Origin of the sequence: Nonomuraea aridisoli, assembly GCF_003236395.1 — a bacterium.
Lineage (GTDB): Bacteria > Actinomycetota > Actinomycetes > Streptosporangiales > Streptosporangiaceae > Nonomuraea > Nonomuraea aridisoli.
Window position 1 is genome coordinate 1 of record NZ_POUD01000169.1, and the last position, 19,796, is coordinate 19,796.

The 19,796-nt window shown below is 73.1% G+C and carries 16 protein-coding genes; 8 read left to right on the top strand and 8 right to left on the bottom strand.

Features of this window, described 5'->3' with window-relative positions:
- Positions 1 to 80: 80 nt before the first annotated feature.
- Complete coding sequence (locus C1J01_RS31200) at positions 81 to 1,742, bottom strand: sensor histidine kinase (protein ID WP_111182556.1); 1,662 nt, start codon at positions 1,740 to 1,742, stop codon at positions 81 to 83.
- 172 nt (positions 1,743 to 1,914) lie between these two features.
- Here C1J01_RS31200 and C1J01_RS31205 point away from each other — a divergent pair, with 172 nt between their 5' ends.
- The gene (locus tag C1J01_RS31205; protein ID WP_111182557.1) at positions 1,915 to 2,556 is read left to right on the top strand and encodes a response regulator; all 642 of its coding nucleotides are present in this window, start codon (positions 1,915 to 1,917) and stop codon (positions 2,554 to 2,556) included.
- A gap of 145 nt (positions 2,557 to 2,701) precedes the next feature.
- Here the strand turns inward: C1J01_RS31205 and C1J01_RS31210 are convergent, their stop codons facing one another.
- The 3 genes from C1J01_RS31210 to C1J01_RS31220 all read right to left on the bottom strand — a co-directional run bounded on the left by C1J01_RS31210 (position 2,702) and on the right by C1J01_RS31220 (position 4,575).
- Positions 2,702 to 3,076: an RrF2 family transcriptional regulator gene (locus C1J01_RS31210; RefSeq protein ID WP_111182558.1), complete on the bottom strand. Its 375-nt coding sequence runs from the start codon at positions 3,074 to 3,076 to the stop codon at positions 2,702 to 2,704.
- 59 nt (positions 3,077 to 3,135) lie between these two features.
- Positions 3,136 to 4,074 carry a sulfite exporter TauE/SafE family protein gene (locus C1J01_RS31215; protein ID WP_111182559.1) on the bottom strand — a complete coding sequence of 313 codons (939 nt, stop codon included), beginning with the start codon at positions 4,072 to 4,074 and terminating at the stop codon, positions 3,136 to 3,138.
- A gap of 153 nt (positions 4,075 to 4,227) precedes the next feature.
- Complete coding sequence (locus C1J01_RS31220) at positions 4,228 to 4,575, bottom strand: peptidase inhibitor family I36 protein (RefSeq protein WP_220040189.1); 348 nt, start codon at positions 4,573 to 4,575, stop codon at positions 4,228 to 4,230.
- Between the two features lie 263 nt (positions 4,576 to 4,838).
- Here C1J01_RS31220 and C1J01_RS31225 point away from each other — a divergent pair, with 263 nt between their 5' ends.
- The 3 genes from C1J01_RS31225 (at position 4,839) to C1J01_RS31235 (ending at position 8,664) form a co-directional block, all read left to right on the top strand.
- On the top strand, positions 4,839 to 5,030 hold the full coding sequence (locus tag C1J01_RS31225) for a hypothetical protein (RefSeq protein WP_111182561.1): 192 nt from the start codon (positions 4,839 to 4,841) through the stop codon (positions 5,028 to 5,030).
- Between the two features lie 184 nt (positions 5,031 to 5,214).
- A complete protein-coding gene (locus C1J01_RS31230; protein ID WP_235854787.1) occupies positions 5,215 to 5,889 on the top strand; it encodes a sulfotransferase family protein in 675 nt (224 codons plus the stop codon).
- 48 nt (positions 5,890 to 5,937) lie between these two features.
- On the top strand, positions 5,938 to 8,664 hold the full coding sequence (locus C1J01_RS31235; protein ID WP_220040190.1) for a non-ribosomal peptide synthetase: 2,727 nt from the start codon (positions 5,938 to 5,940) through the stop codon (positions 8,662 to 8,664).
- A 94-nt stretch (positions 8,665 to 8,758) separates the two neighbouring features.
- On the opposite strand, the gene C1J01_RS31240 is transcribed toward C1J01_RS31235, so the two are convergent.
- Genes C1J01_RS31240 through C1J01_RS31250 form a run of 3 tightly spaced genes read right to left on the bottom strand, consistent with a single transcriptional unit; the run spans position 8,759 to position 13,754 of the window.
- On the bottom strand, positions 8,759 to 9,763 hold the full coding sequence (locus C1J01_RS31240; RefSeq protein ID WP_111182563.1) for a LacI family DNA-binding transcriptional regulator: 1,005 nt from the start codon (positions 9,761 to 9,763) through the stop codon (positions 8,759 to 8,761).
- Between the two features lie 54 nt (positions 9,764 to 9,817).
- Complete coding sequence (locus C1J01_RS31245; RefSeq protein WP_235854788.1) at positions 9,818 to 11,863, bottom strand: SpoIIE family protein phosphatase; 2,046 nt, start codon at positions 11,861 to 11,863, stop codon at positions 9,818 to 9,820.
- A 52-nt stretch (positions 11,864 to 11,915) separates the two neighbouring features.
- The gene (locus C1J01_RS31250; RefSeq protein WP_111182569.1) at positions 11,916 to 13,754 is read right to left on the bottom strand and encodes a glycoside hydrolase family 15 protein; all 1,839 of its coding nucleotides are present in this window, start codon (positions 13,752 to 13,754) and stop codon (positions 11,916 to 11,918) included.
- Positions 13,755 to 13,901: 147 nt separating this feature from the next.
- Between C1J01_RS31250 and C1J01_RS31255 the strand changes: the two genes are divergently transcribed.
- Together C1J01_RS31255 and C1J01_RS31260 are read left to right on the top strand one after the other, a co-directional pair.
- Entirely contained in the window at positions 13,902 to 14,759 is an 858-nt protein-coding gene (locus C1J01_RS31255; protein WP_111182570.1) for an aldo/keto reductase, read from the top strand.
- A gap of 66 nt (positions 14,760 to 14,825) precedes the next feature.
- A complete protein-coding gene (locus C1J01_RS31260; RefSeq protein ID WP_111182565.1) occupies positions 14,826 to 15,956 on the top strand; it encodes an acyltransferase family protein in 1,131 nt (376 codons plus the stop codon).
- Here the strand turns inward: C1J01_RS31260 and C1J01_RS31265 are convergent.
- The gene (locus C1J01_RS31265) at positions 15,922 to 17,322 is read right to left on the bottom strand and encodes a pyridoxal phosphate-dependent decarboxylase family protein (RefSeq protein WP_111182566.1); all 1,401 of its coding nucleotides are present in this window, start codon (positions 17,320 to 17,322) and stop codon (positions 15,922 to 15,924) included. The genes C1J01_RS31260 and C1J01_RS31265 overlap by 35 nt on opposite strands.
- A 61-nt stretch (positions 17,323 to 17,383) precedes the next feature.
- Between C1J01_RS31265 and C1J01_RS31270 the strand changes: the two genes are divergently transcribed.
- Both C1J01_RS31270 and C1J01_RS31275 read left to right on the top strand, forming a co-directional pair.
- Positions 17,384 to 18,562, top strand: a complete 1,179-nt coding sequence (locus C1J01_RS31270) for an acyl-CoA dehydrogenase family protein (protein WP_111182571.1) — start codon at positions 17,384 to 17,386, stop codon at positions 18,560 to 18,562.
- Between the two features lie 52 nt (positions 18,563 to 18,614).
- On the top strand, positions 18,615 to 19,796 hold a 1,182-nt coding region (locus C1J01_RS31275), incomplete at its 3' end, for a site-2 protease family protein (RefSeq protein WP_111182567.1).

Consider the following 19,796-nt stretch of genomic DNA (forward strand, 5'->3'; position numbering starts at 1 on the left):
GCTTCCAGCACACCGCCCGCGCGCTCCCCACGGCAGTGCCGTACGGCCCGTGCCGCCGGGACCTTCGTCCCGGCCGATCCCTACAGCGGGACCGTCCAGCACAGCCGGGTCCCGCCCTCCCCCGGCGTGTCGATGTCGGCGGTGCCGCCCAGCCGTTCGGCCCGCTGCTCGATGTTCCTCAGGCCGCTGCGGCGTTCGACGTCGCCCACACCGACGCCGTTGTCGGTGACGATGAGGGTGAGGATGCCGCCCGCGGCCTCGACGGAGACCTCGGCGCGGCCGGCCCGCGAGTGGCGGACGACGTTGGACAGGGCCTCGCGGAGCACGGCCAGCAGGTGCTCGGCGACCGGCTCGGACACCAGGGTGTCGATCTGCCCCTCCATGCGCAGCCCCGGCATGAACCCCAGATGCCCGCCGGCCCCCTCCACCAGGTCGACGATCTGGCCGCGCAGGCTCGGCACGTCGTCCTCGGGGCCGGCCTGCAGGGCGAAGATCGTGGAACGGATCTGGCGGATGGTCTCGTCCAGCTCGTCGATGCCGTGCTGCAGCCGCTTGGCCGCCTCGGGCCGCTCCACCAGCCGCAGCGTGCTCATCAGTGTCATGGCGGTGGCGAACAGGCGCTGGATCACCACGTCGTGCAGGTCCTTGGCGATCCGGTCGCGGTCTTCGAGGAGGCTGAGGCGTTCGGCGTCGCGGCGCGCCTCGGCCAGCTCCAGCGCGATGGCCGCCTGCCCGGCGAACGCGTGCAGCATCCGCTGGTCGGCGCCGCTGAACGGCAGCCGTCCGCTCCGCTTGGCCAGCACCAGCACCCCACGGACGTGGGGCGGGGCGCCCAGCGGCACGGTGAGCTCCGGCCCGAAGCCGGGGCGCCGGCGGGTGTCGGCCTCCGCGCGCGGCTCACCGCTGGTGAGCACGTCGCCCACGACCGACGCGTCGACGGTGGCGCCGAGCGGCTCGTCGGCGCCCTCCCCCTCGGCCGTCTCGACGCGCAGCAGGTCGCCCGCCGGGTCGGGCAGCAACATCTGGACGAGGTCGGCGTCGGCCATCTGGCGGGCCCGGGCGGCCACCACGGACAGCACCTGCCGGGGGTCGGCGCCCGACAGCAGGCTCGTGGTCACCTCCGACGACGCCTCCAGCCAGGTCTCGCGGCGGCGCGACTCCTCGTACAGGCGGGCGTTCTCCACCGCCACACCGGCGGCCGTGGCCAGCGCCACCACGACCGCCTCGTCCTCCTCGTCGAACTCCCCGCCGCCGCGCTTCTCGGTCAGGTAGAGGTTGCCGAACACCTCGTCGCGCACCCGGATCGGCACGCCCAGGAACGTCCCCATCGGCGGGTGGCCGGGCGGGAAGCCGTACGACTCGGGGTGGTCGGAGATGCGGCCCAGGCGCAGCGGGCGGGCCTCCTTGATCAGCAGGCCGAGCAGGCCGAGCCCGTGCGGCCAGTGCTCGATCCTGGCGATCTCCTCCTCGCTCAGCCCCACCGGGATGAACTGCAGCAGCGTGTGGCCCTGCCCGACCACGCCCAGCGCGCCGTAACTGGCGTCCACGAGCTCGGTCGCGGTCCTGACGATGCGGCGCAGCACCGTCTCCAGGTCCAGATCGCTGCCCACCGACACCACCGCGTCGAGCAGCGCGTGGACCCGGTCGCGGGTGGCCAGCACGGCGTTGAGCCGCACCTGGAGCTCGGCCAGCAGCTCATCGAGCCGCATCTGGGGCAGCAACTGACGATGCTCGCTTTCCATGGCGATCAGTCTGGCATCGGACAGCGCCTCTTCGCGCGGGCCCCCTCAGCCGGAAACCGCCGTCAAGGGCCTAAAGACCCTGGAAACACGCGATTTCGCCACGAAATCCACACCCGGATTCAGGGACTTTCGCGCCTTCCGGTCGCCGCCGCGGCTCGGATACCGTCAAGGCATGATTCGCGTCTTCCTCCTCGACGATCATGAAGTCGTCCGCCGGGGCGTGGCCGCCCTGCTCGAGTCCGAGGACGACATCGAGGTCATCGGCGAGGCGGGCACCGCGGAGTCGGCCGTCGCCCGCATCACGGCGCTGGAGCCCGACGTGGCGGTCCTCGACGTACGGCTGCCCGACGGCAACGGCGTCGACGTGTGCCGCGAGGTCCGCTCCCGCCTGCCCCGGCTGGCCTGCCTGATGCTGACGTCGTTCGCCGACGACGACGCCCTGTTCGACGCGGTGATGGCCGGGGCCGCCGGCTACGTGCTCAAGCAGATCCACGGCTCCGACCTGGTCGGCGCGGTCCGCACGGTCGCCTCGGGCCAGTCGCTGCTCGACCCGCAGACCACCGCCGCCATGCTGCAGCGCCTGCGCGACCAGAGCGCCAGGAAGGACCCGCTGGCGGCGCTGACCGAACAGGAACGCCACATCCTCGACCTGATCGGCGAGGGCCTGACCAACCGCCAGATCGGCGAACGGCTCTTCCTGGCCGAGAAGACGGTCAAGAACTACGTCTCCAACCTGCTGTCCAAGCTCAACATGCAGCGCCGCACCCAGGCCGCGGCCCTGGCCGCCCGCCTGCGCGCCGACCGCCACAGCTGACCCGGACTACAACGAACGCCTGGACGCTGCCCGGGAGCGGCTCCTGCGCACTCTTGGGGACCTGGGCCGGCCCGTCGAGGAATCGTAGCGACCCGGAAGAACGCCCGCCGGCGTCGCCCTGCCGGCAGGCCCGGTCAAAACCGCACTAGCGGGCGACGAGGTCGGCGAGGGTGGTCTGGCTCAGGAGGCGGTCCTGGTGGGCGCGGAGTTCGGCCCAGATGCCGGCCAGCGGCGCCGCCGCCTTCGGTAAGGGCCGGCCGACCGGCTCCATGCCCTCGGTGACGCGGATGACGTCGGCGAGGGCGATCTCCGCGGCCGGGCGGGCGAGCCAGTAACCGCCGTCGGGCCCGCGCTGGCTCTGGATGAGGCCGGCCCGGCGCAGCTGCAGCAGGATGTTGTCGCAGAAGCGGCGGGGGATGTCCTGGGAGACGGCGATCTGCTCGGCGTGCAGGGGGCCGCCGGCGGCGGCCAGCGCGAGCATGGCACCGAGGGCGTACTGCGTTCGGGCGGAGATTCTCATAGGCGTGGGAGCGCCGTGACCCGGCTCCCGAGCGGAGGCCGGGCCCGGCGCGTACGGCCTCACGCGGAGGCCTGCTCCTCCTCACCGGCTCGGGTGCGCAGCTCGCTCTCGACCGCTTCGACCGACTCGCGCTCCTTGTCGCGCCGGTACTCGCGGACGGAGTAGACGACGGCGGCGACCCACAGGACGGCGATGACGAGGTAGGCCGCCGCCTGGACACCGCTGGAGGCATCGATCCAGTCACTGCGCAGCAGCGTGCGCACGTTGGTGAGGATGATCAGGCCGCCGACGGCCGAGCCGAGGATGCGCGGCGGGATGTGCCGCACCAGCCAGGCCGCGATCGGCGCGGCGATCACGCCGCCGACCAGCAGGACGGCGACCCAGGCGAAGTCGATGTTCTCCGAGCCGATGCCGACGAAGAAGCCGATGCTGGCCGCGATCGCGATGAGGAACTCGCTGGCGTCGATGGAGCCGATCACCTTGCGCGGCGCCAGCCGGCCGCTGGCCAGGATCGCGGGGGTGCCGACCGGGCCCCAGCCGCCACCGCCGGTGGCGTCCACGAAGCCGGCCACCACGCCGAGCGGGGCCAGGAACCGCTTGCGCAGCGGCTTGCCCAGGTTGCCGCGCGGCAGCCCGAACGCGGTGAACCGGACCAGGATGTAGGCCCCGAGCGCCAGCAGGATCAGCGACATGATCGGCGCGGCCACCTCGGTGGACAGGCTGGACAGGAACGTGGCGCCGGCGAAGGCGCCTACCGCGCCGGGGATGCCGATCTTGGCGACGACCTTCCAGTCCACGTTGCCGAAGCGCCAGTGGGAGATGCCCGAGGCGAGCGTGGTGCCGATCTCGGCCAGGTGGACGGTGGCCGACGCGGCGGCCGCGTTGGTGCCGACGGCCAGCAGCAGGGTGCTTGAGGTGACGCCGTAGGCCATGCCCAGGCTGCCGTCGACGAGCTGGGCGACGAAGCCGACCAGCCCCAGGAGGATGAGCGCCCGCACAATCTCGCCTTTCTCTACTTTATAAGTAGGGATAATCATTTATGAAGGAAAGGCGTTCGTCAAGTGGGCTTCTCGGCGGGCACGGCCGGCCGGGCATGGGGCGGGGCCCGGGCGGCAGGATGCCCGGGCCCCGTCACTCATTCTGCGCGCAGGTCAGCAGCGTGGCGCGACCGCGTCGATCCTGCCGCCGAAGTCGTTGTCGTAGACCCTGCGGTAGTCGCCGTTGCGGACCACGCGTGTCTCTTTCTGGGAGCCTGGGCGGATCCAGTTGATGAAGCAGCCGGCCGCCTCGGCCCGGAAGGAGCCCACGTTGTCGTGCAGGGCCGGGGGCACGTCCACGTAGCCGTTGCCCGGATTCCAGCACCAGGACGCGCCCTTGTAGTCGCGCTGGCTCCACATGCAGATGTCACCGGCGCGCGCGGCGGCCGAGGCCGGGGCGGCGAAGGTGAGCATGGCGAGGGCCGTGGCGCCCGCGGCGGCGGCGATGCGCATACCGTTCATGACTGTCTTCTCCTCGTTGTCGTGCCGGCTGGGGGCTCCAGCCCGGCTCGGTCACATGATGGAGCAGAGCGAACACGGAGCGCCTCCATCGCCGCGATACAAGATCGAGGACCCGAGGTCGCGGAGAAGTGGCGGCAGCGCCACATCCTGCGGAAACACGGGCGCCGGGCGAATGCACAACGTCACCATGGGTAACGTTATGCGATCACCGCAGGCAGGAAGCCTAGAGGGGGCAGAGCGGTTCCTCCCACGAAAGGCGCTCCATGTCCCGATTCGTGCTCCTCCCCGTCGTCGCGGCCGCGTTCCTGCTCGCCGCCGCCGCCCCCGCGCGGGCCGTCATCGAGCCCGCCGCGCTCACCCACTGCCTGTCCGGCGTCACCGACATCGACCTGCGCGTCGACCCGAGCGCGAGCGCCGTGCCCGAGCTCTCTCCCCTGCGCTGCCTCATGCCGTGAGCGGCTTCGCCGGCGGCCCGGCCCGCCGGCGGAACGCCCAAGAGCGGGCCAAGATGTCGTCAGTTCTTTGTCATAACCGGCCACGTCGATCTCGCGGCACGCATACACCCGCCCCTTTCGCGGCATGAGCCATACCTCTGCGGCCAGGGACGGCCGGAGCCGGAACGCGAGAGCGAGGACGAGGATGATCGAGGTGATCGGGGCCGGATTGCCCCGCACCGGCACCCTGTCACTCAAGGCCGCGCTGGAGCGGCTCGGATTCGGCCCGTGCTACCACATGTTCGAGCTCTACGACCATCTGGAGCTCATCGACCGCTGGCTCCCCGGCGTGCCGGAGACCCGGGAGGGCTGGGAGCGGCTGTTCGCCGGCTACCGGTCGTGCGTGGACTGGCCGGCCAGCTTCTTCTGGCGCCCGCTGGCCGAGGCGTTCCCGGAGGCCAGGGTGATCCTCACCGTCCGCGACCCGCGCAGCTGGTACGACAGCTTCCGCGGCATGATCAGGCTGCGCGTCGCGTCCATGGCCCAGGAGGCCCCGTCGCCGGAGGAGCTGGAGTTCCGCACGCGGTTCGCGCGCATCCAGCCGCTGCTGCGGCGCATCGCCGAGGAGACGTTCGGCGCGGGCGGGTTCCCGTACCGGATGCCCGCCCCGCAGCAGGCCGTCAGGGCCTTCGAGCGGCACGTCACGACGGTCGAGGAGTCCCTGCCGCCCGACCGGCTGCTGGTGTTCGACGTGCGCGAGGGGTGGGAGCCGCTCTGCTCCTTCCTGGGGGCGGCCGTGCCCGAGGGCGAGCCGTTCCCCCGGCTGAACGACCTCGACGCCGTCAAGGAGAGGTTCGCCGCGCTCAAGACCAGCCTGTAAGAAGCGTGCACCACGGGGGTAGATCGCATGGTGCGGGTTCATCGGCCCATGTCCGAAACCGGTTTCGGCGGGATCGCCGATCTCCTGCTGGGGGCCGCGGCGCTCGCGCCCGCGGAGCGCGGCGTCCGTCACGTGGACGACGACGGCTCCGTCCGTGCCCAGCCGTACGCCGAGCTGCTCGACCTGGCCTGCCGGCTGCTGGGCGGGCTGCGCCGGCGGGGTCTCGCGCCGGGGTCGCAGGTCGCCCTGGTGCTGGAGCGGCCGCGCGACATCATCCCGGCCTTCTGGGCGTGCGTGCTCGGCGGGTACGTGCCCTGCCCGATGGCGCCGCTGCCCGGCGACCCCGGCCGGTGGGCGGCGCGGCTGCGGCACGCCGGCGAGCTGCTCGGCGACCCGCTGACCGTCACGGACGCCGACACCGCGCCCGCCCTGCCGCCGCTGCCCCGCCGGCGGGTCGCGCTCGTGGAGGAGCTGGGCGCGGGCGCCCCTGAGCCGGCCCGCCCGCAGGCGTCCCGGGACGGCGTCGCGCTGATCATGCTGACGTCGGGCTCGTCGGGCGCGAGCAAGGCCGTCCCGCTCACGCACGGCAACCTGCTGGCGTCGATGGCGGCCAAGGCCGAACGGCTCGGCTGCCACGGCGGCGACGTCATGATGAACTGGATCGCCTTCGACCACATCGCCGCGTTCGAGGGCCACCTGCTGCCGATGCTCGTCGGCGCCGAGCAGGTCCAGGCGCGGCCGCAGTACGTCCTGGAGGATCCGGCGCGGTTCCTGCGTCTGGCCTCCGGCCACCGGGTGAGCGTGACGTTCGCGCCCAACTTCCTGTTCGGCGAGATCGACAAGCTGCCGCCCGAGCCCGGGCTCGACCTGTCGGCGCTGCGGCACATCCTGTCGGGCGGCGAGGCGGTGGTGCGCGCCACCGCCCGCCGTTTCCTCGCCGCGCTGGCGCCGTACGGGCTGCGGGAGACGGCGATCGTGCCGGCGTTCGGGATGACGGAGACCTGCGCGGGCAGCGTGCTGAACCTGCGCTTCCCCGACGACGGCGAGGAGCACGAGTTCGCCGCGCTCGGCGACCCCGTGCGCGGGCTGGACCTGCGGATCGCCGAGGACGGCCGGCCCGTCCCCGACGGGACGGAGGGCGAGCTGCAGGTGCGCGGCCCCATGGTGTTCCGCGGCTACCACCGCGACCCGGCCGCGACCGCCGCGGCGTTCACCGGCGACGGGTGGTTCCGCACCGGGGACCGCGGCGTGCTCACCGGCGCCGGGCTGCGCCTGGTGGGACGGGACAAGGACAGCGTCATCGTCAACGGCGTCAACTACTTCGCCCAGGAGGCCGAGGCGGCCCTGGACACGCTGCCGGAGGTGGCGAGCTCGTGCGTCGCCGCCTTCCCGACCCGGCCGCCCGGCGGCGACACCGAGCTGCTGGCGGTGGCGTTCACGCCGTCGATGCCGCTGTCGGACGAGGCGGGGGTGCGGCGGGCGCTGGTGGCGGTCCGCACCGCCGTGGCGCGGCTGTGGGGCTTCCGCCCCGGGCTGATCCTGCCGCTGCCGGCCTCCGAGCTGCCGAAGACGAGCCTGGGGAAGATCCAGCGGGCGCTGCTGCGCCGCAGGCTGGAGTCAGGCCAGTTCGACGAGCGGCTCCGGTGGGCGGCGGCGCTGAGCGGCCGGCGGCGCGGCGACCGCGTTCCGCCGCGCACGGACGCCGAACGGGAGGTCGCCGCGATCTACGCCGACCTCTTCGCGCTGCCCCGTGACGAGGTCGGCGCCTCGGCGAGCTTCCTGGAGCTGGGCGGGACGTCACTGGACGTGCTGCGGCTGAAGCAGTGCCTGGAGCGCGCCTTTCCCGAGGCCGGGCTGCCGGTCGCGGCGATCCTGCGGGCGCCCGCCGTGCGCGACCTGGCCGCGCTGCTCGACCCCGCCGCGCGGGCGGCCGGGCAGGCGTACGACCCGGTGGTGCCGCTGCAGCCGGGCGGGGAGCGGACGCCGCTGTTCTGCGTGCACCCGGGGGTCGGCGAGGTGCTGGTGTTCGTCAACCTGGCCGGGTACTTCGCCGGGGAGCGGCCCTTCTACGCCCTGCGTGCGCGCGGCTTCGGCCCGGGAGAGCCGCCGTTCGGCAGTTTCGGGGAGATGGTCTCCTGCTACGTGGAGGCGATCCGGCGCCGCCGGCCGCACGGGCCGTACGCGGTCGCGGGCTACTCCTACGGCGGGGCCGTGGCGTTCGAGGTCGCCAAGGCGCTGGAGGCGCTCGGCGAGCGGGTGGACTTCGTCGGCATCCTCAACCTGCCGCCGTACATCAGCGCGCGCATGCGGGAGATCGACTTCACCGAGGGGGCGCTGCACCTGGCGCTCTTCCTCGACCTGATCGGGCCGCAACAGGCGGAGGAGCTGGCCGGGCCGCTGCGCGCCCTGCCGCCGGAGCGGCAGATCGACCGCATCATGGCGATCGCCTCGCGGCGCCGCCTGGCCCAGCTCGACCTCGACCGCGACGGGTTCGCCTCCTGGGTCGGCCTCGCCCAGTCGCTGGTCGGCGCGGGCCGTTCGTACGAGCCCAGCGGCACCGTCGAGTCCGTCACCGTCTTCTACGCCCGCCCGCTGCGCGGCACCAAGCAGGAGTGGCTCGACCACGAGCTGCGCAGGTGGGACGACTTCACCCGCGGCGAGAACCGCTACGTCGAGGTCCCCGGCGAGCACTACACCCTCATGAACGCCGACCACGTCGGCGTCTTCCAGCACATCCTGCGCCGCGAACTGGACCGGGCCCTGGACGGCCGGTGAGCGTTCAGCGACCGGCCAGGGCCCGGCCGTCGGCCGCCTCGCCGGGCCGGAGCTCGACGACGTGGAACAGGCCCACCACGTATCTACCGGGGGGTCAGACGGCCAGGCTGGAGCTGCGGACGACGAGCTCGGTGGCGAGCTCGATGTGGCGGGACTCGACGGTCTCACCGGCGGCCAGGCGCAGCGCCGTGCGCAGGGCGACGATGCCCATCTCGCGCAGCGGCTGGCGGACGGTCGTCAACGGCGGCGAGGTCATGGTGGCGATCTCGGTGTCGTCGAAGCCGACCACGCTGAGGTCGTCGGGGACGCGCAGGCCGCGCTCCCTGGCCACCTGGATGAGCGCGAGCGCGATCTCGTCGCTGGCGGCGAAGACGGCCGTCGGCCGGGGCTCGACGTCGAGCAGGCGGGCGCCCTCCCGCAGCCCGTCGGGGTAGCAGAAGCCCGCGGAGCGTACGTATCCGGGCAGCACGGGCACGCCCGCGTTCTCCATGGCGGCGCGGTAGCCGTGCACGCGCGCCTGGCTGCTGGCGGCGTCGGCCGGGCCGCCGAGGCAGGCGATGCGGCGGTGACCGAGGGCCAGCAGGTGGTCGGTGGCGGTGATGCCGCCGGCGAAGTTGGTGGCGCCGATGCTGGTCACGGGCGCGGGCGGCGGGTTGATCGGGTTGACGACGACCACCGGCAGGCCGGCCCGGGTCAGGGAGGCGAGCTGGCGCCGGTTCGCCTCGTCGGTGAGCAGGATCATGGCCTGCCAGCCGCCGGCGGTCAGGCCGTGCGCCCACGCGTCGCCGGAGGGCGGCTCGCCCTTGACGTTGGTGATGACGACCGGCACGCCCGCCTCCGCCCCGGCCTCGAGCGTGCCCTTGATGATCTCGGTGGAGTACGCGCACAGGTCGCCGCTCACCTGCAGCTCCACCATGGCGGGCGACCGGTGGGCCGGCCGGCCCGCGTATCCGTGCTCGACCAGCAGCGACTGCACCCGCCGCCGGGTGTCCGGGGCGACGTCGCTGCGGCCGTTGAGCACCTTGGACACGGTGGCCACGGACACCCCGGCGGAGGCCGCCACGGTGGCCAGGGTGGGCCGCCTGCGACTGCTCTGCATCGATCTCCTCCCCAACACCCCGGCCTCTACCTTAAAGGTCGCGGAGGTACGGCGTCAGACGCGCGTACGAGCCATGAGGAGGGCGATGTCGTCCTCGGCCGGCCGGCCGCCCACCATGGCGTCGACCACCGCGGCGCACAGCCGGTCGAGCGACAGCGCGTACCGGCCGAGCACGGCGCCGAGGCGTTCCATGCCCGCGTCGAGGTCGGACTCGCGGGTCTCGATGAGGCCGTCGGTGTAGAGGGCGAGCACGCTGCCCGCGGCCAGCTCCAGCTCGACCGACTGGTAGCCGCCGAAGCCGACGCCGATCGGGGTGCCGCTGGGCAGCCGGACGAAGTCGACCTCGCCGGAGGGGTGCACGATCGCGGGCGGCGGGTGCCCGGCGGCGGCCATGGTGCAGCGCCGCGTGGCCGGGTCGTAGACGGCGTACACGCAGGTGGCGCCGGTCGCGTTGGCCGGCAGGCCGTCGGCGCCGGCGTCCTCCTCCGACAGGCGCACGACGAGGTCGTCGAGGTGGGCGAGCACCTCGTCGGGCGGCAGGCCGACGTAGGACAGGGTGCGGACGGCGGTGCGCAGGCGTCCCATGGTGGCGGCGGCGTTGATGCCGTGGCCGGTCACGTCGCCGACGACGAGGGCCACCCGGCCGCCGGCCAGCGGGATCGTGTCGAACCAGTCGCCGCCGACGCCGTCGCGGGTGCCGGACGGCAGGTAGTGCGAGGCCACTTCCAGGGCGTCGCCGGCCTGGAGGTTGCGGGGCAGCAGGTTGTGCTGCAGCGCGAGGGCGGCGGCGCGCTCGCGCGTGTACTGGCGCGCGTTGTCCAGGCTGAGCGCGGCGCGGGCGGCGAGCTCCTCGGCGACGACCACGTCGTCGGGGGTGAAGGCCGCCGGGTTGTCGTGGCGGGCCAGCACGGTGACGCCGAGGATGTCCCCGCGGGCCTTCAGGGGCACGACGATGAAACTGTGCATGCGCGACTCCCTGACCGCCTTGGCCCGCGCCGGGTCCTGGTCGAGCCAGGAGCCGGGCGGGGGGTCGAACACCGGCTCGAAGTGCGTCCTGCCGCCGGCCAGCGCCAGGGCGAACGGCGAGGACTCGGGGACGAAGACGGTCTCCCCGATCGCGTAGACGGACTCGGGCACGCCCTCGCGGACCGAGGCCACGCCCGCCCGGCGGAACACGGGCGCGCCGGACTCCGTGCCCAGCAGGCGCTGCGCCGCCTCCTCGTCGGCCAGGACCGCCTCGGCGAGGTCGACGGTGACGAAGTCGGCGAGCACCGGCACCGCCAGGTCGGCCAGCTCCTGGGCGGTCTCGATGATGTCGAGCGTGGTGCCGATGCGGACGCTGGCCTCGCGGATGAGGGCGAGCTGGTCGCGGGCCATGCTGTTGGTGATGTCGAGGGCCAGCGAGCACACGCCGAGCGGGCGGCCGTCCAGCCCCTCGATGCGAAAGAGCGAGGTCGACAGGGTGCGCTCCTCGCTGCCGTCGGGCGCCCGCCACCGGGCCTCGCGGTCGATCATGGGCGTGCCGTCGGTGAGGACCTTGCGCATGGCGTGGCGGGCCGCCTCGACGTCCACGCCGGGCAGCGGCTCCTCCAGCGAGGCGCCGACCCGGTAGTGCGGGAAGACGCGCCGCAGGCCCTGCGCCGCCTCGTTCAGCCAGACGACCCGCAGGTCGCGGTCCCAGATGGCCATCGCCACCGGGAAGTGGCTGACGAGCGCCTCCAGCACCGAGCTCCCGCGGTGGACGCCGTCGCCGGCCACCGGCGTCGGCCGCAGGATCCAGCCGGGCCGCCTGGCCGAGCAGAGGAAACGGGCGGCCTCGATGTGCACGACGAGCTTGCCGCCGTCGCGGTGGCGCATCTCGGCCACGCCCGACCAGCGGTCCTCGCCGCCGAAGCGCCGCAGCCACGTCCGCATCGCGGCCATGCCGTCGCCGGGCAGCAGGATCGCGCTGGGCCGGTGGAGGGTCTCCGCGGCGCGGTAGCCGAAGAGCTCCTCGGCGAACGGCGTCCAGCCGATGATGGTGCCGTCGGCGTCGATCACGAAGATCGCCGGGAACGTCTCTCCTATCACCCCGCCTGGAACGCGGCCGGACGCGGCCACGCTCAAGACCCGCTCCAGGGCCGGGCGCCGCGCTCGACAGGATCCATGCGGACTATCCGAGCGCCTGGTCGAGGTTGAAGGCGGCGCTGATCAGGGCGAGGTGGGTGATGGCCTGCGGGAAGTTGCCGAGCTGCTCCCCGGTGTGGCCGATCTCCTCGGCGTACAGGCCGAGGTGGTTGGCGTAGGTGAGCATCTTCTCGAAGGCCAGGCGGGCCTCGTCGAGGCGGCCCGCGCGCGACAGCGCCTCGACGTACCAGAAGGAGCAGATCGAGAACGTGCCCTCGGGGCCCTGCAGCCCGTCGGGGCTGACCTCGGGGTCGTAGCGGTAGACCAGCGAGTCGGAGACCAGGCCGTCGCCGAGCGCGTCCAGGGTGGACAGCCACTTCGGGTCGGTCGGCGAGACGAACTTCGCCAGCGGCATCATGAGCAGCGAGGCGTCCAGGACCTCGTCGGCGAAGTGCTGGACGAACGCCTGCAGCCCGTCGGACCAGCCCTGCCGCATGATGACGCGGTAGATCGCGTCGCGCGCGCGCCGCCAGCGCGGGATGTCGGCGGGCAGGCCGCGCTGGGCGGCCATCCGCATGGCCCGCTCGATCGCGACCCAGCACATCAGCCGCGAGTAGACGAAGTCCTTTCGCCCGCCGCGGGTCTCCCAGATGCCCTCGTCGGGCTGGTCCCAGTTGTCGCAGACCCAGTTGACCAGGGTGCAGACCTCGTCCCAGCGGTCGCTCGAGATCGGCCGGCCCCACTTGTTGTAGAGGTAGATCGAGTCGATGAGGGCTCCGTAGATGTCGAGCTGGAGCTGGTCGGCGGCGGCGTTGCCGATGCGCACGGGCGCCGACTTGCGGTAGCCCTCCAGGTGGGTGAGCTCCTGCTCGGGCAGGTCGCTGCGGCCGTCGATGCCGTACATGATCTGCAGGGGCGGGGTCGGGTCGCCCGGGCAGCAGTCGATCGAGACGTGCTCCGACAGGAAGCCCATGAACGCCTCGGCCTCGTCGGTGAAGCCGAGCCTGAGCAGGGCGTAGACGCAGAAGGCGGCGTCGCGCACCCACACGTACCGGTAGTCCCAGTTGCGCTCGCCGCCGAGCCGCTCGGGGAGGCTGGTCGTGGGCGCGGCGACGATGCCGCCGGTCGGGGCGTACGTGAGCAGCTTCAGCGTCAGGGCGGAACGGTGCACGACCTCGCGCCAGCGGCCCCGGTAGCGGGAGTGCGACAGCCATTTGCGCCAGAACCGCACCGTGGCGACGAACTCCGCCTCGGCCTCCTCGATCGGGCAACCGCGCGGCTCGACGCCGGGGGCGAGCCGGTCGAGGGCGAACACGGCGTGCTCGCCCTCGCGCAGCTGGAAGTGGCTCCAGGCGTCCTGCCCGTCGGTGTCGAGCGGCACGCTGGCGAACAGCGCGAGGTCGATGGACGGCGAGGAGAACGTGATCCGGGAGCCGTTCTGGTGCGCGGTGTGGGGCTGGCGGGCGTAGTCGAAGCGGGGGGCGATCCTGGCGCGGAACGGGATCGAGCCGCGCACGCACGCGACCCGGCGGATCAGCCGGTGCCGGTCGACCTCGTGGGGGTTCTCCGCGATCGGCATGAAGTCCTGGATCTCGCCCACGCCGTCGCCGGCGAAGAAGCGGGTGATGAGGACGTTGGTGTCGGGGAAGTAGAACTGCTTCGTGGTCGCCGGGATGTCGGCGCACAGGTCGAACGACCCGCCCCGGCCGGCGTCGAGGAGCGAGCCGAACACGCTGGGCGCGTCGAACCTGGGGCAGCAGTACCAGTCGATGGTGCCGTTGGTGCCCACGAGCGCGACCGTGCGCAGGTCGCCGATCATGCCGTGCTCGCCGATCGGCAGGTATCGGCCGTCACCGGGCTCGTCGCGCGTCCCATTTGTCCGCATGTACATAAATTAGGCAGTTCAACGGACACTCCATGTCAGCTCCGCGTCAAGGAGCAGCAGATCTTCGTAGATCCCGCCGTGAGCCTTCCGGGCCGATTTGACCTGGAGTGCGCTCCAGGAGAGAGGCTGGGCGGTATGCACAACGCCATGAGAACGCGCGCCATCGGAGAGCGCCAGGTCGGGGTCATCGGGTTGGGCGCCATGCCCATGTCGGTGGCCGGGCACATGCCCGACGAGGACCAGTCGATCCGTACCCTTCTCGCGGCCCTGGACGCGGGCGTCACGCTCATCGACACCGCGGACGCCTACACGCCCTCGCACACCGACGTCGGGCACAACGAGCGCCTGGTCGCCCGTGCCCTGTCGCTGTGGGGCGGCGACGCCGGCTCGGTGCTGGTGGCGACCAAGGGCGGCCACACCCGCACGCCCGAGGGCTGGGGCCGGGACGGCAGCCTCGACTACCTGAGGAAGGCCTGCGACCGCTCGCTCAAAGCGCTCGGGGTGGACAGCATCGGCCTCTACCAGCACCACCGGCCCGACCCGAACGTGCCGTACGAGGAGACCATGGGGGCGCTGAAGGAGCTGCACGACGCCGGCAAGATCCAGATGGCCGGCATCTCGAACGCGAACCCCGAGCAGATCAGGCTCGCCCACGCGATCCTCGGCGACCGCCTGGTGAGCGTCCAGAACGAGTACTCCCCGCGCTTCCGCAGCAGCGAGCCCGAGATCGACGTGTGCGAGGAGCTCGGCCTGGCGTTCCTGCCTTGGTCGCCGCTCGGCGGCATCGGGCGCGCCGGGGAGACGACCGGTCGCAACGCCGTCTTCGCCGAGATCGCCGAGGCACGCGGCGTCTCGCCGTACCAGGTCTGCCTGGCGTGGGAGCTGGCGCGCAGCCCCGTGGTCATCCCGATCCCGGGCGCGAGCCGGCCGGAGAGCATCCTCGACTCCGTCCGCGCCGCGGACCTGGAGCTGACCGAGGAGGAGCTGGCCCGGCTCAACGGCTGACCGCCGGGGGGCTTGAGGCATGCTCGGGGTAAAGGACAAGGCGACAATTGTCCTAGACTCCGACAAATGTCCCAAGCCCCCGCCCGGCTGGCCTGGCTGGACGCCCTGCGGGGGCCGGCAGCGCTGGCCGTCACCCTGCACCACGCGGGCTGGACGTTCGTGCCCGGCCTCTGGGCGGCGGTGGACGGCCGTGTCGACGTCGGCACGTGTGGCGTCTTCGTGTTCTTCCTGGTCAGCGGCTATATCATCCCGGCCTCGCTGGAACGGCGCGGCGACCTGAGCGCGTTCTGGACCGGACGCGCCTTCCGCCTGCTGCCCCTGCTGCTGGCCGCCTTCGCGCTGGCGCTCGCGCTCGCCGGGACGGGCGGGCCGCCCCTGCCGCCGGGGCTGGCCGACCGGCCGCTGCCGGTGGTCGTGCTCGGCAACCTGACGATGCTGCAGGAGCTGCTCAACCTGCCCGCCGTCATCAACGTCACCTGGACGTTGTCGTACGAGATGGCGTTCTACCTGATGTGCGTGGCGTTGTTCGCCGTGCGGCAGGGGCATCGCTCGGCCGGGATCGCCGGCGGGCTCGCGGTGGCGGCCGTGCCGCTGGGCCTGCTGCTGCCCGGGGCCACGATCGGCGGCGGCGCCGACGTGGCCGCCGTGCTGCTCGGCCTCGCCGTCCCCGCCGCCGTCGCGGTGACCGTGCTCGGCCGGGGGCGGGTGCGGACGGCCGCGGCGGTGGCCGGCGGGGTGCTCGGGCTGGCACTGGTGGTGCTGGGCAGCCGGGGCGGCACCTGGCAGGGCGTGATCATCCTGGCCACGATGTTCGCCGGCACCGCGGTGTACCGGGCCGAACGCGGCCAGATCCCGCCGCGGGCCGCCGTGCTCGCGGTCGCGGCGGTGCTGGCCTGCGGGCTCCCGGCCAAGGACGACCCCGGCTGGGCGCCCGCGCTGGCGCTGGCGTTCGGTGTGTTCGCGGCGGCGTTCGCACTGCGCGGGCGGGCGTTCCCGCGCCGGCTGGCCTGGCTGGGCACGATCAGCTTCTCGCTCTATCTGCTCCACCCGCTCGTGCTGCACGTCGCCCCGAACCTGGCCGTGTTCTACCTGGTCCTGATCCCGCTGAGCGCGGCGACGTACCACCTGATCGAGACGCCGGGGCGGCGGCTCGGCCGCTCCCTCATCCGGCGCACCGGTCCGCGGCCTCCCGGATGACGGCGAGAGCCTCGCGGACGCGGTCGGCGTGGGTGCGGAAGCTCAGCACGCACAGGCGCAGGAAGAACCGCCCGCCGATGGTCGTGCTGCTCAGGAAGACCCGACGGCTGTCGTTGACGGCGGCGAGCAGCCGCCGGTTGGGCTCGTCGCCGCCGCGCAGCCGGAAGACGATCACCGTCAGGTCCGGCGCCCAGGGCGTCTCGAAGCGCGGGTCGCCGGCCAGCTCCGCGTAGGCGTGCGCGGCCAGGTCGAGCTTCTCGTCCAGCTCCCGCTCGAAGGCCCGTACGCCGTGCAGGTGCAGCGGCAGCCACAGGCGCAGGCCACGGAACTCGCGGGTCAGCTCGATGCCGAGGTTGCCGTAGTCGGGCAGGTCGTCCATCCGGCCGATGTCCTGCAGGTACTGGCCGTCGGCGGCGTGCGCCTCGCGCAGCAGGGCGGGGTCGCGCACGAGCAGCAGGCCGGTCCCGTACGGCAGGAAGAGGCTCTTGTGCGGGTCGAGCGCGAGCGAGTCGGCCTCCTCGACGCCGGCGAGCGCGGCGCGGCCTCGTCGCGTCAGCTGGAACCCGCCTCCGTACGCCGCGTCGACGTGGAACCACAGCCCCTCCCGCCGGGCGAGCCCCGCCAGCTCGGGCAGCGGGTCGATCGTCCCGGTGTCGGTGGTGCCCGCCGTTCCCACCAGCAGGAACGGGCGCAGCCCCGCCGCCCGGTCGGCGGCGATCATCTCGGCGGCGGCGGCCACGTCCATGCGCAGGTGGCCGGTCGCGGGGACCGTGCGGACGCGGCTCGCGGGCAGCCCGGCGACGCGGGCGGCCTTGGCGACGCAGTAGTGCGTGTGCTCGGTGACGTACAGGGTGCCGCCGGCGATGTCCTCGCCGAGCCGGTGCTGCCGCGCGGCCAGCACCGCCGACAGGGTGGCCGGCGACGCGCCGGTGGTCACCAGCCCGCCCGCGCCGGCCGGCAGCCCGAACAGGTCGCAGAACCAGGTCAGCACCCCCTGCTCCATCGCGACCAGCGCGGGCGCCGTCTGCGCCACGCCGGTGTAGCGGTTGGCGGCCTGGGCCAGCATCTCGGCGAGCGCCGCCGAGACCAGCCCGCCCGCCGGGAAGTACGCGAGATAGCCGGGGCCCGCGGTGTTCACTCCCTGGCCCGCGGCCTCGCGGAAGGTCTCCAGCAGCGCGCCGAAGTCGCCGGGCCCGCCGGCGGGCGGACGGCGGACCAGGGCGGACAACTCCGCCGCGCGGTCGTAGTCGCTGGCCGGGGCGGAGCCGAGCTCCGCCAGCCAGCCGGCCAGGAACTCCACGGCCTCCCGGCCGAGCTTCTCGATGGCGGTCCGGTCGAGGTCGAGGGGATTTGCACCGATCGTCATCCCGGCAGCGTAAGGATCTCTCCGTCGTGTCGCCATGGGCGGCGGGGGTAGGGGCCGGGCCATGTCCGAGCTGCTGACCGGAGACTTCTACGCGTTCGAGAGCCTGCTCCCCGACGACGAGCGGGCCGTTCTGCTGCGGGTGCGGGAGTTCCTGCGGGAGAAGGTCGTCCCCATCGCCAACGAGTGCTGGATGCGTGCCGAGTTCCCGCTCGACCTGGTCAAGGGGTACGCCGAGCTGGGCATCGCCGGCCTGTCCTACCCCGAGTGCCCCGGACCCAGGCCGAGCGGCCTGCTCAGCGGCTTCCTGGCGCTGGAGATGGCGCACGCCGACCCGTCGATGGCGACCTTCTTCGGCGTGCACACCGGCCTGGCCATGGGCAGCATCGCCGCGTGCGGCTCGGCCGAGCAGCGCCGGCGGTGGCTGCCGGAGATGAGCAGGATGGAGAAGATCGGCGCGTTCGCGCTGACGGAGCCGACCGGCGGCTCGGACGTGGCGGGCGGCCTGCGCACCTCCGCCCGGCGCGAGGGCGGCACGTGGGTGCTCGACGGGTCGAAGCGGTGGATCGGCAACGGCACGTTCGCCGACCTCGTCGTCGTCTGGGCGCGCGACGCCGAGGACGGGAAGGTCAAGGGCTTCGTGGTGGAGCAGGGCACGCCCGGCTTCACCGCCACGAAGATCGAGAACAAGATGGCGCTGCGCACCGTGCAGAACGCGGACATCACGCTGAGCGGCTGCCGCGTCCCCGAGGGGAACCGGCTGCAGGAGGCCCGTTCCTTCCGCGACACGGCGCGGATCCTGCGCAGGACCCGCAGCGGCGTCGCCTGGCAGGCCGTCGGGGTCATGCTGGCCGCCTACGAGATCGCGCTGCGTTACTCCAAGGAGCGCGAGCAGTTCGGCCGGCCCATCGCCAAGTTCCAGCTCGTGCAGGATTTGCTGGTCAGGATGCTCGGCAACGCCACCGCCTGCCTCGGCATGGTGGTGCGCCTGGCCCAGCTCCAGGACGAGGGCGTCTTCCACGACGAGCACTCGGCGCTGGCCAAGGCGTACTGCACCACGCAGATGCGCCAGGTCGTCGGCTGGGCGCGGGAACTGCTCGCGGGCAACGGCATCATCCTCGACTACGACATCGCCCGCTTCGTCGCCGACGCCGAGGCCATCTACTCCTACGAGGGCACCCGCGAGATCAACACGCTGATCGTCGGCCGGGCCGTCACCGGGATGGGCGCGTTCGTCACGTGACCTGCGCCGATGCGTGGGTAAGGAGCGGATAGGCCCACCCATGGGAGGGAACATGCGCTCCTCGATCTCTCTGGGCACCATCGGAGGCGTCCGCGTCGGGCTGAACGTCAGCGTGCTCGTCATCGTCGCGATCCTGGTGGTGGGCCTCGCCTTCGGGCGGTTCCCGGTGGTGTTCCCCGGCCATTCGATGGTCGTCTACGTGCTGGCCGGCCTGGTCTCCGCCGTGCTGTTCCTGCTGTCGCTGCTCGCTCACGAGCTCGCGCACGCCATGACGGCGCGCCGGCACGGCATCGAGGTGGCCGGCATCACGTTGTGGCTGCTCGGCGGGGTGGCGGAGCTGCGCGGCGAGCCGCGCTCGCCCGGCGCCGACCTGCGCATCGCGGTCGTGGGGCCGGTGGCGAGCCTGCTGTGCGGGGTGTTGTTCGGCGCGGTGGCGTGGCTCGTCGGCGCCCTGGCGGGGGCGCCGCTGGTGGCCGGGATCTTCGTCTACCTGGCCGCGGTGAACGTGCTGCTGGCCGTCTTCAACCTCATCCCCGCCGCCCCGCTGGACGGCGGGCGGGTGCTGCGCGCCGCCCTCTGGGCCCGCTGGCACGACCGCACGCGGGCCGCGATCACCGCCGCGCGGGCCGGCCGGATCTTCGGGTACGCGCTCATCGTCCTGGGCGTCCTCGAGGTGGTCACCGGCGTCGGGTTGCAGGGGCTGTGGCTCGCGCTGATCGGGTGGTTCCTGGTGAACGCCGCCAGCGCCGAGGAGCAGCACACCCAGCTCGGCACCGCCCTGTACGGGCTGCGGGTGGGCGACGTGATGTCCGGGCAGCCGGTCACCGCCCGTCCGGACGAGACCGTGGCCGGGCTGGTCGACCGGGTGGTGATGCGGCGGCGGTTGTCGACGTACCCGCTGGTGGACGACGGGGGCCGGTTCGCCGGGCTGGTGACGCTCAACCGCATCCGCGAGGTGGACCCGCGCGACCGCGAGGCCACGAGACTGCGTGATGTCGCCTGCCCGGCCGCCGAGGTGCCGCAGGCGCGGGCCGACGAGCCGCTGATGGACCTGCTGGAGCGGATGCGCGGCTCCGCCGACGGGCGGGCGGTGGTCCTGGCCCCGGACGGCGGCCTGATCGGGCTGCTGACGCCGAGCGACATCAGCCGGGTGGTCGCCACGGCCGGTCTGCGCGCCACGGACCCGATGGGCCCGCGCGGCGCCGACCTCACCATCCCCCGCCCGACCCCGCAC

What these genes read in the sequence shown, in the direction of transcription:
- C1J01_RS31200 (WP_111182556.1), bottom strand. Translation starts at nt 1,742, where the DNA reads ATGGAAAGCGAGCATCGTCAGTTGCTGCCCCAGATGCGGCTCGATGAG.
- C1J01_RS31205 (WP_111182557.1), top strand. Translation starts at nt 1,915, where the DNA reads ATGATTCGCGTCTTCCTCCTCGACGATCATGAAGTCGTCCGCCGGGGC.
- C1J01_RS31210 (WP_111182558.1), bottom strand. Translation starts at nt 3,076, where the DNA reads ATGAGAATCTCCGCCCGAACGCAGTACGCCCTCGGTGCCATGCTCGCG.
- C1J01_RS31220 (WP_220040189.1), bottom strand. Translation starts at nt 4,575, where the DNA reads ATGAACGGTATGCGCATCGCCGCCGCCGCGGGCGCCACGGCCCTCGCC.
- C1J01_RS31225 (WP_111182561.1), top strand. Translation starts at nt 4,839, where the DNA reads ATGTCCCGATTCGTGCTCCTCCCCGTCGTCGCGGCCGCGTTCCTGCTC.
- C1J01_RS31230 (WP_235854787.1), top strand. Translation starts at nt 5,215, where the DNA reads ATGATCGAGGTGATCGGGGCCGGATTGCCCCGCACCGGCACCCTGTCA.
- C1J01_RS31235 (WP_220040190.1), top strand. Translation starts at nt 5,938, where the DNA reads ATGTCCGAAACCGGTTTCGGCGGGATCGCCGATCTCCTGCTGGGGGCC.
- C1J01_RS31240 (WP_111182563.1), bottom strand. Translation starts at nt 9,763, where the DNA reads ATGCAGAGCAGTCGCAGGCGGCCCACCCTGGCCACCGTGGCGGCCTCC.
- C1J01_RS31250 (WP_111182569.1), bottom strand. Translation starts at nt 13,754, where the DNA reads ATGCGGACAAATGGGACGCGCGACGAGCCCGGTGACGGCCGATACCTG.
- C1J01_RS31255 (WP_111182570.1), top strand. Translation starts at nt 13,902, where the DNA reads ATGAGAACGCGCGCCATCGGAGAGCGCCAGGTCGGGGTCATCGGGTTG.
- C1J01_RS31260 (WP_111182565.1), top strand. Translation starts at nt 14,826, where the DNA reads ATGTCCCAAGCCCCCGCCCGGCTGGCCTGGCTGGACGCCCTGCGGGGG.
- C1J01_RS31265 (WP_111182566.1), bottom strand. Translation starts at nt 17,322, where the DNA reads ATGACGATCGGTGCAAATCCCCTCGACCTCGACCGGACCGCCATCGAG.
- C1J01_RS31270 (WP_111182571.1), top strand. Translation starts at nt 17,384, where the DNA reads ATGTCCGAGCTGCTGACCGGAGACTTCTACGCGTTCGAGAGCCTGCTC.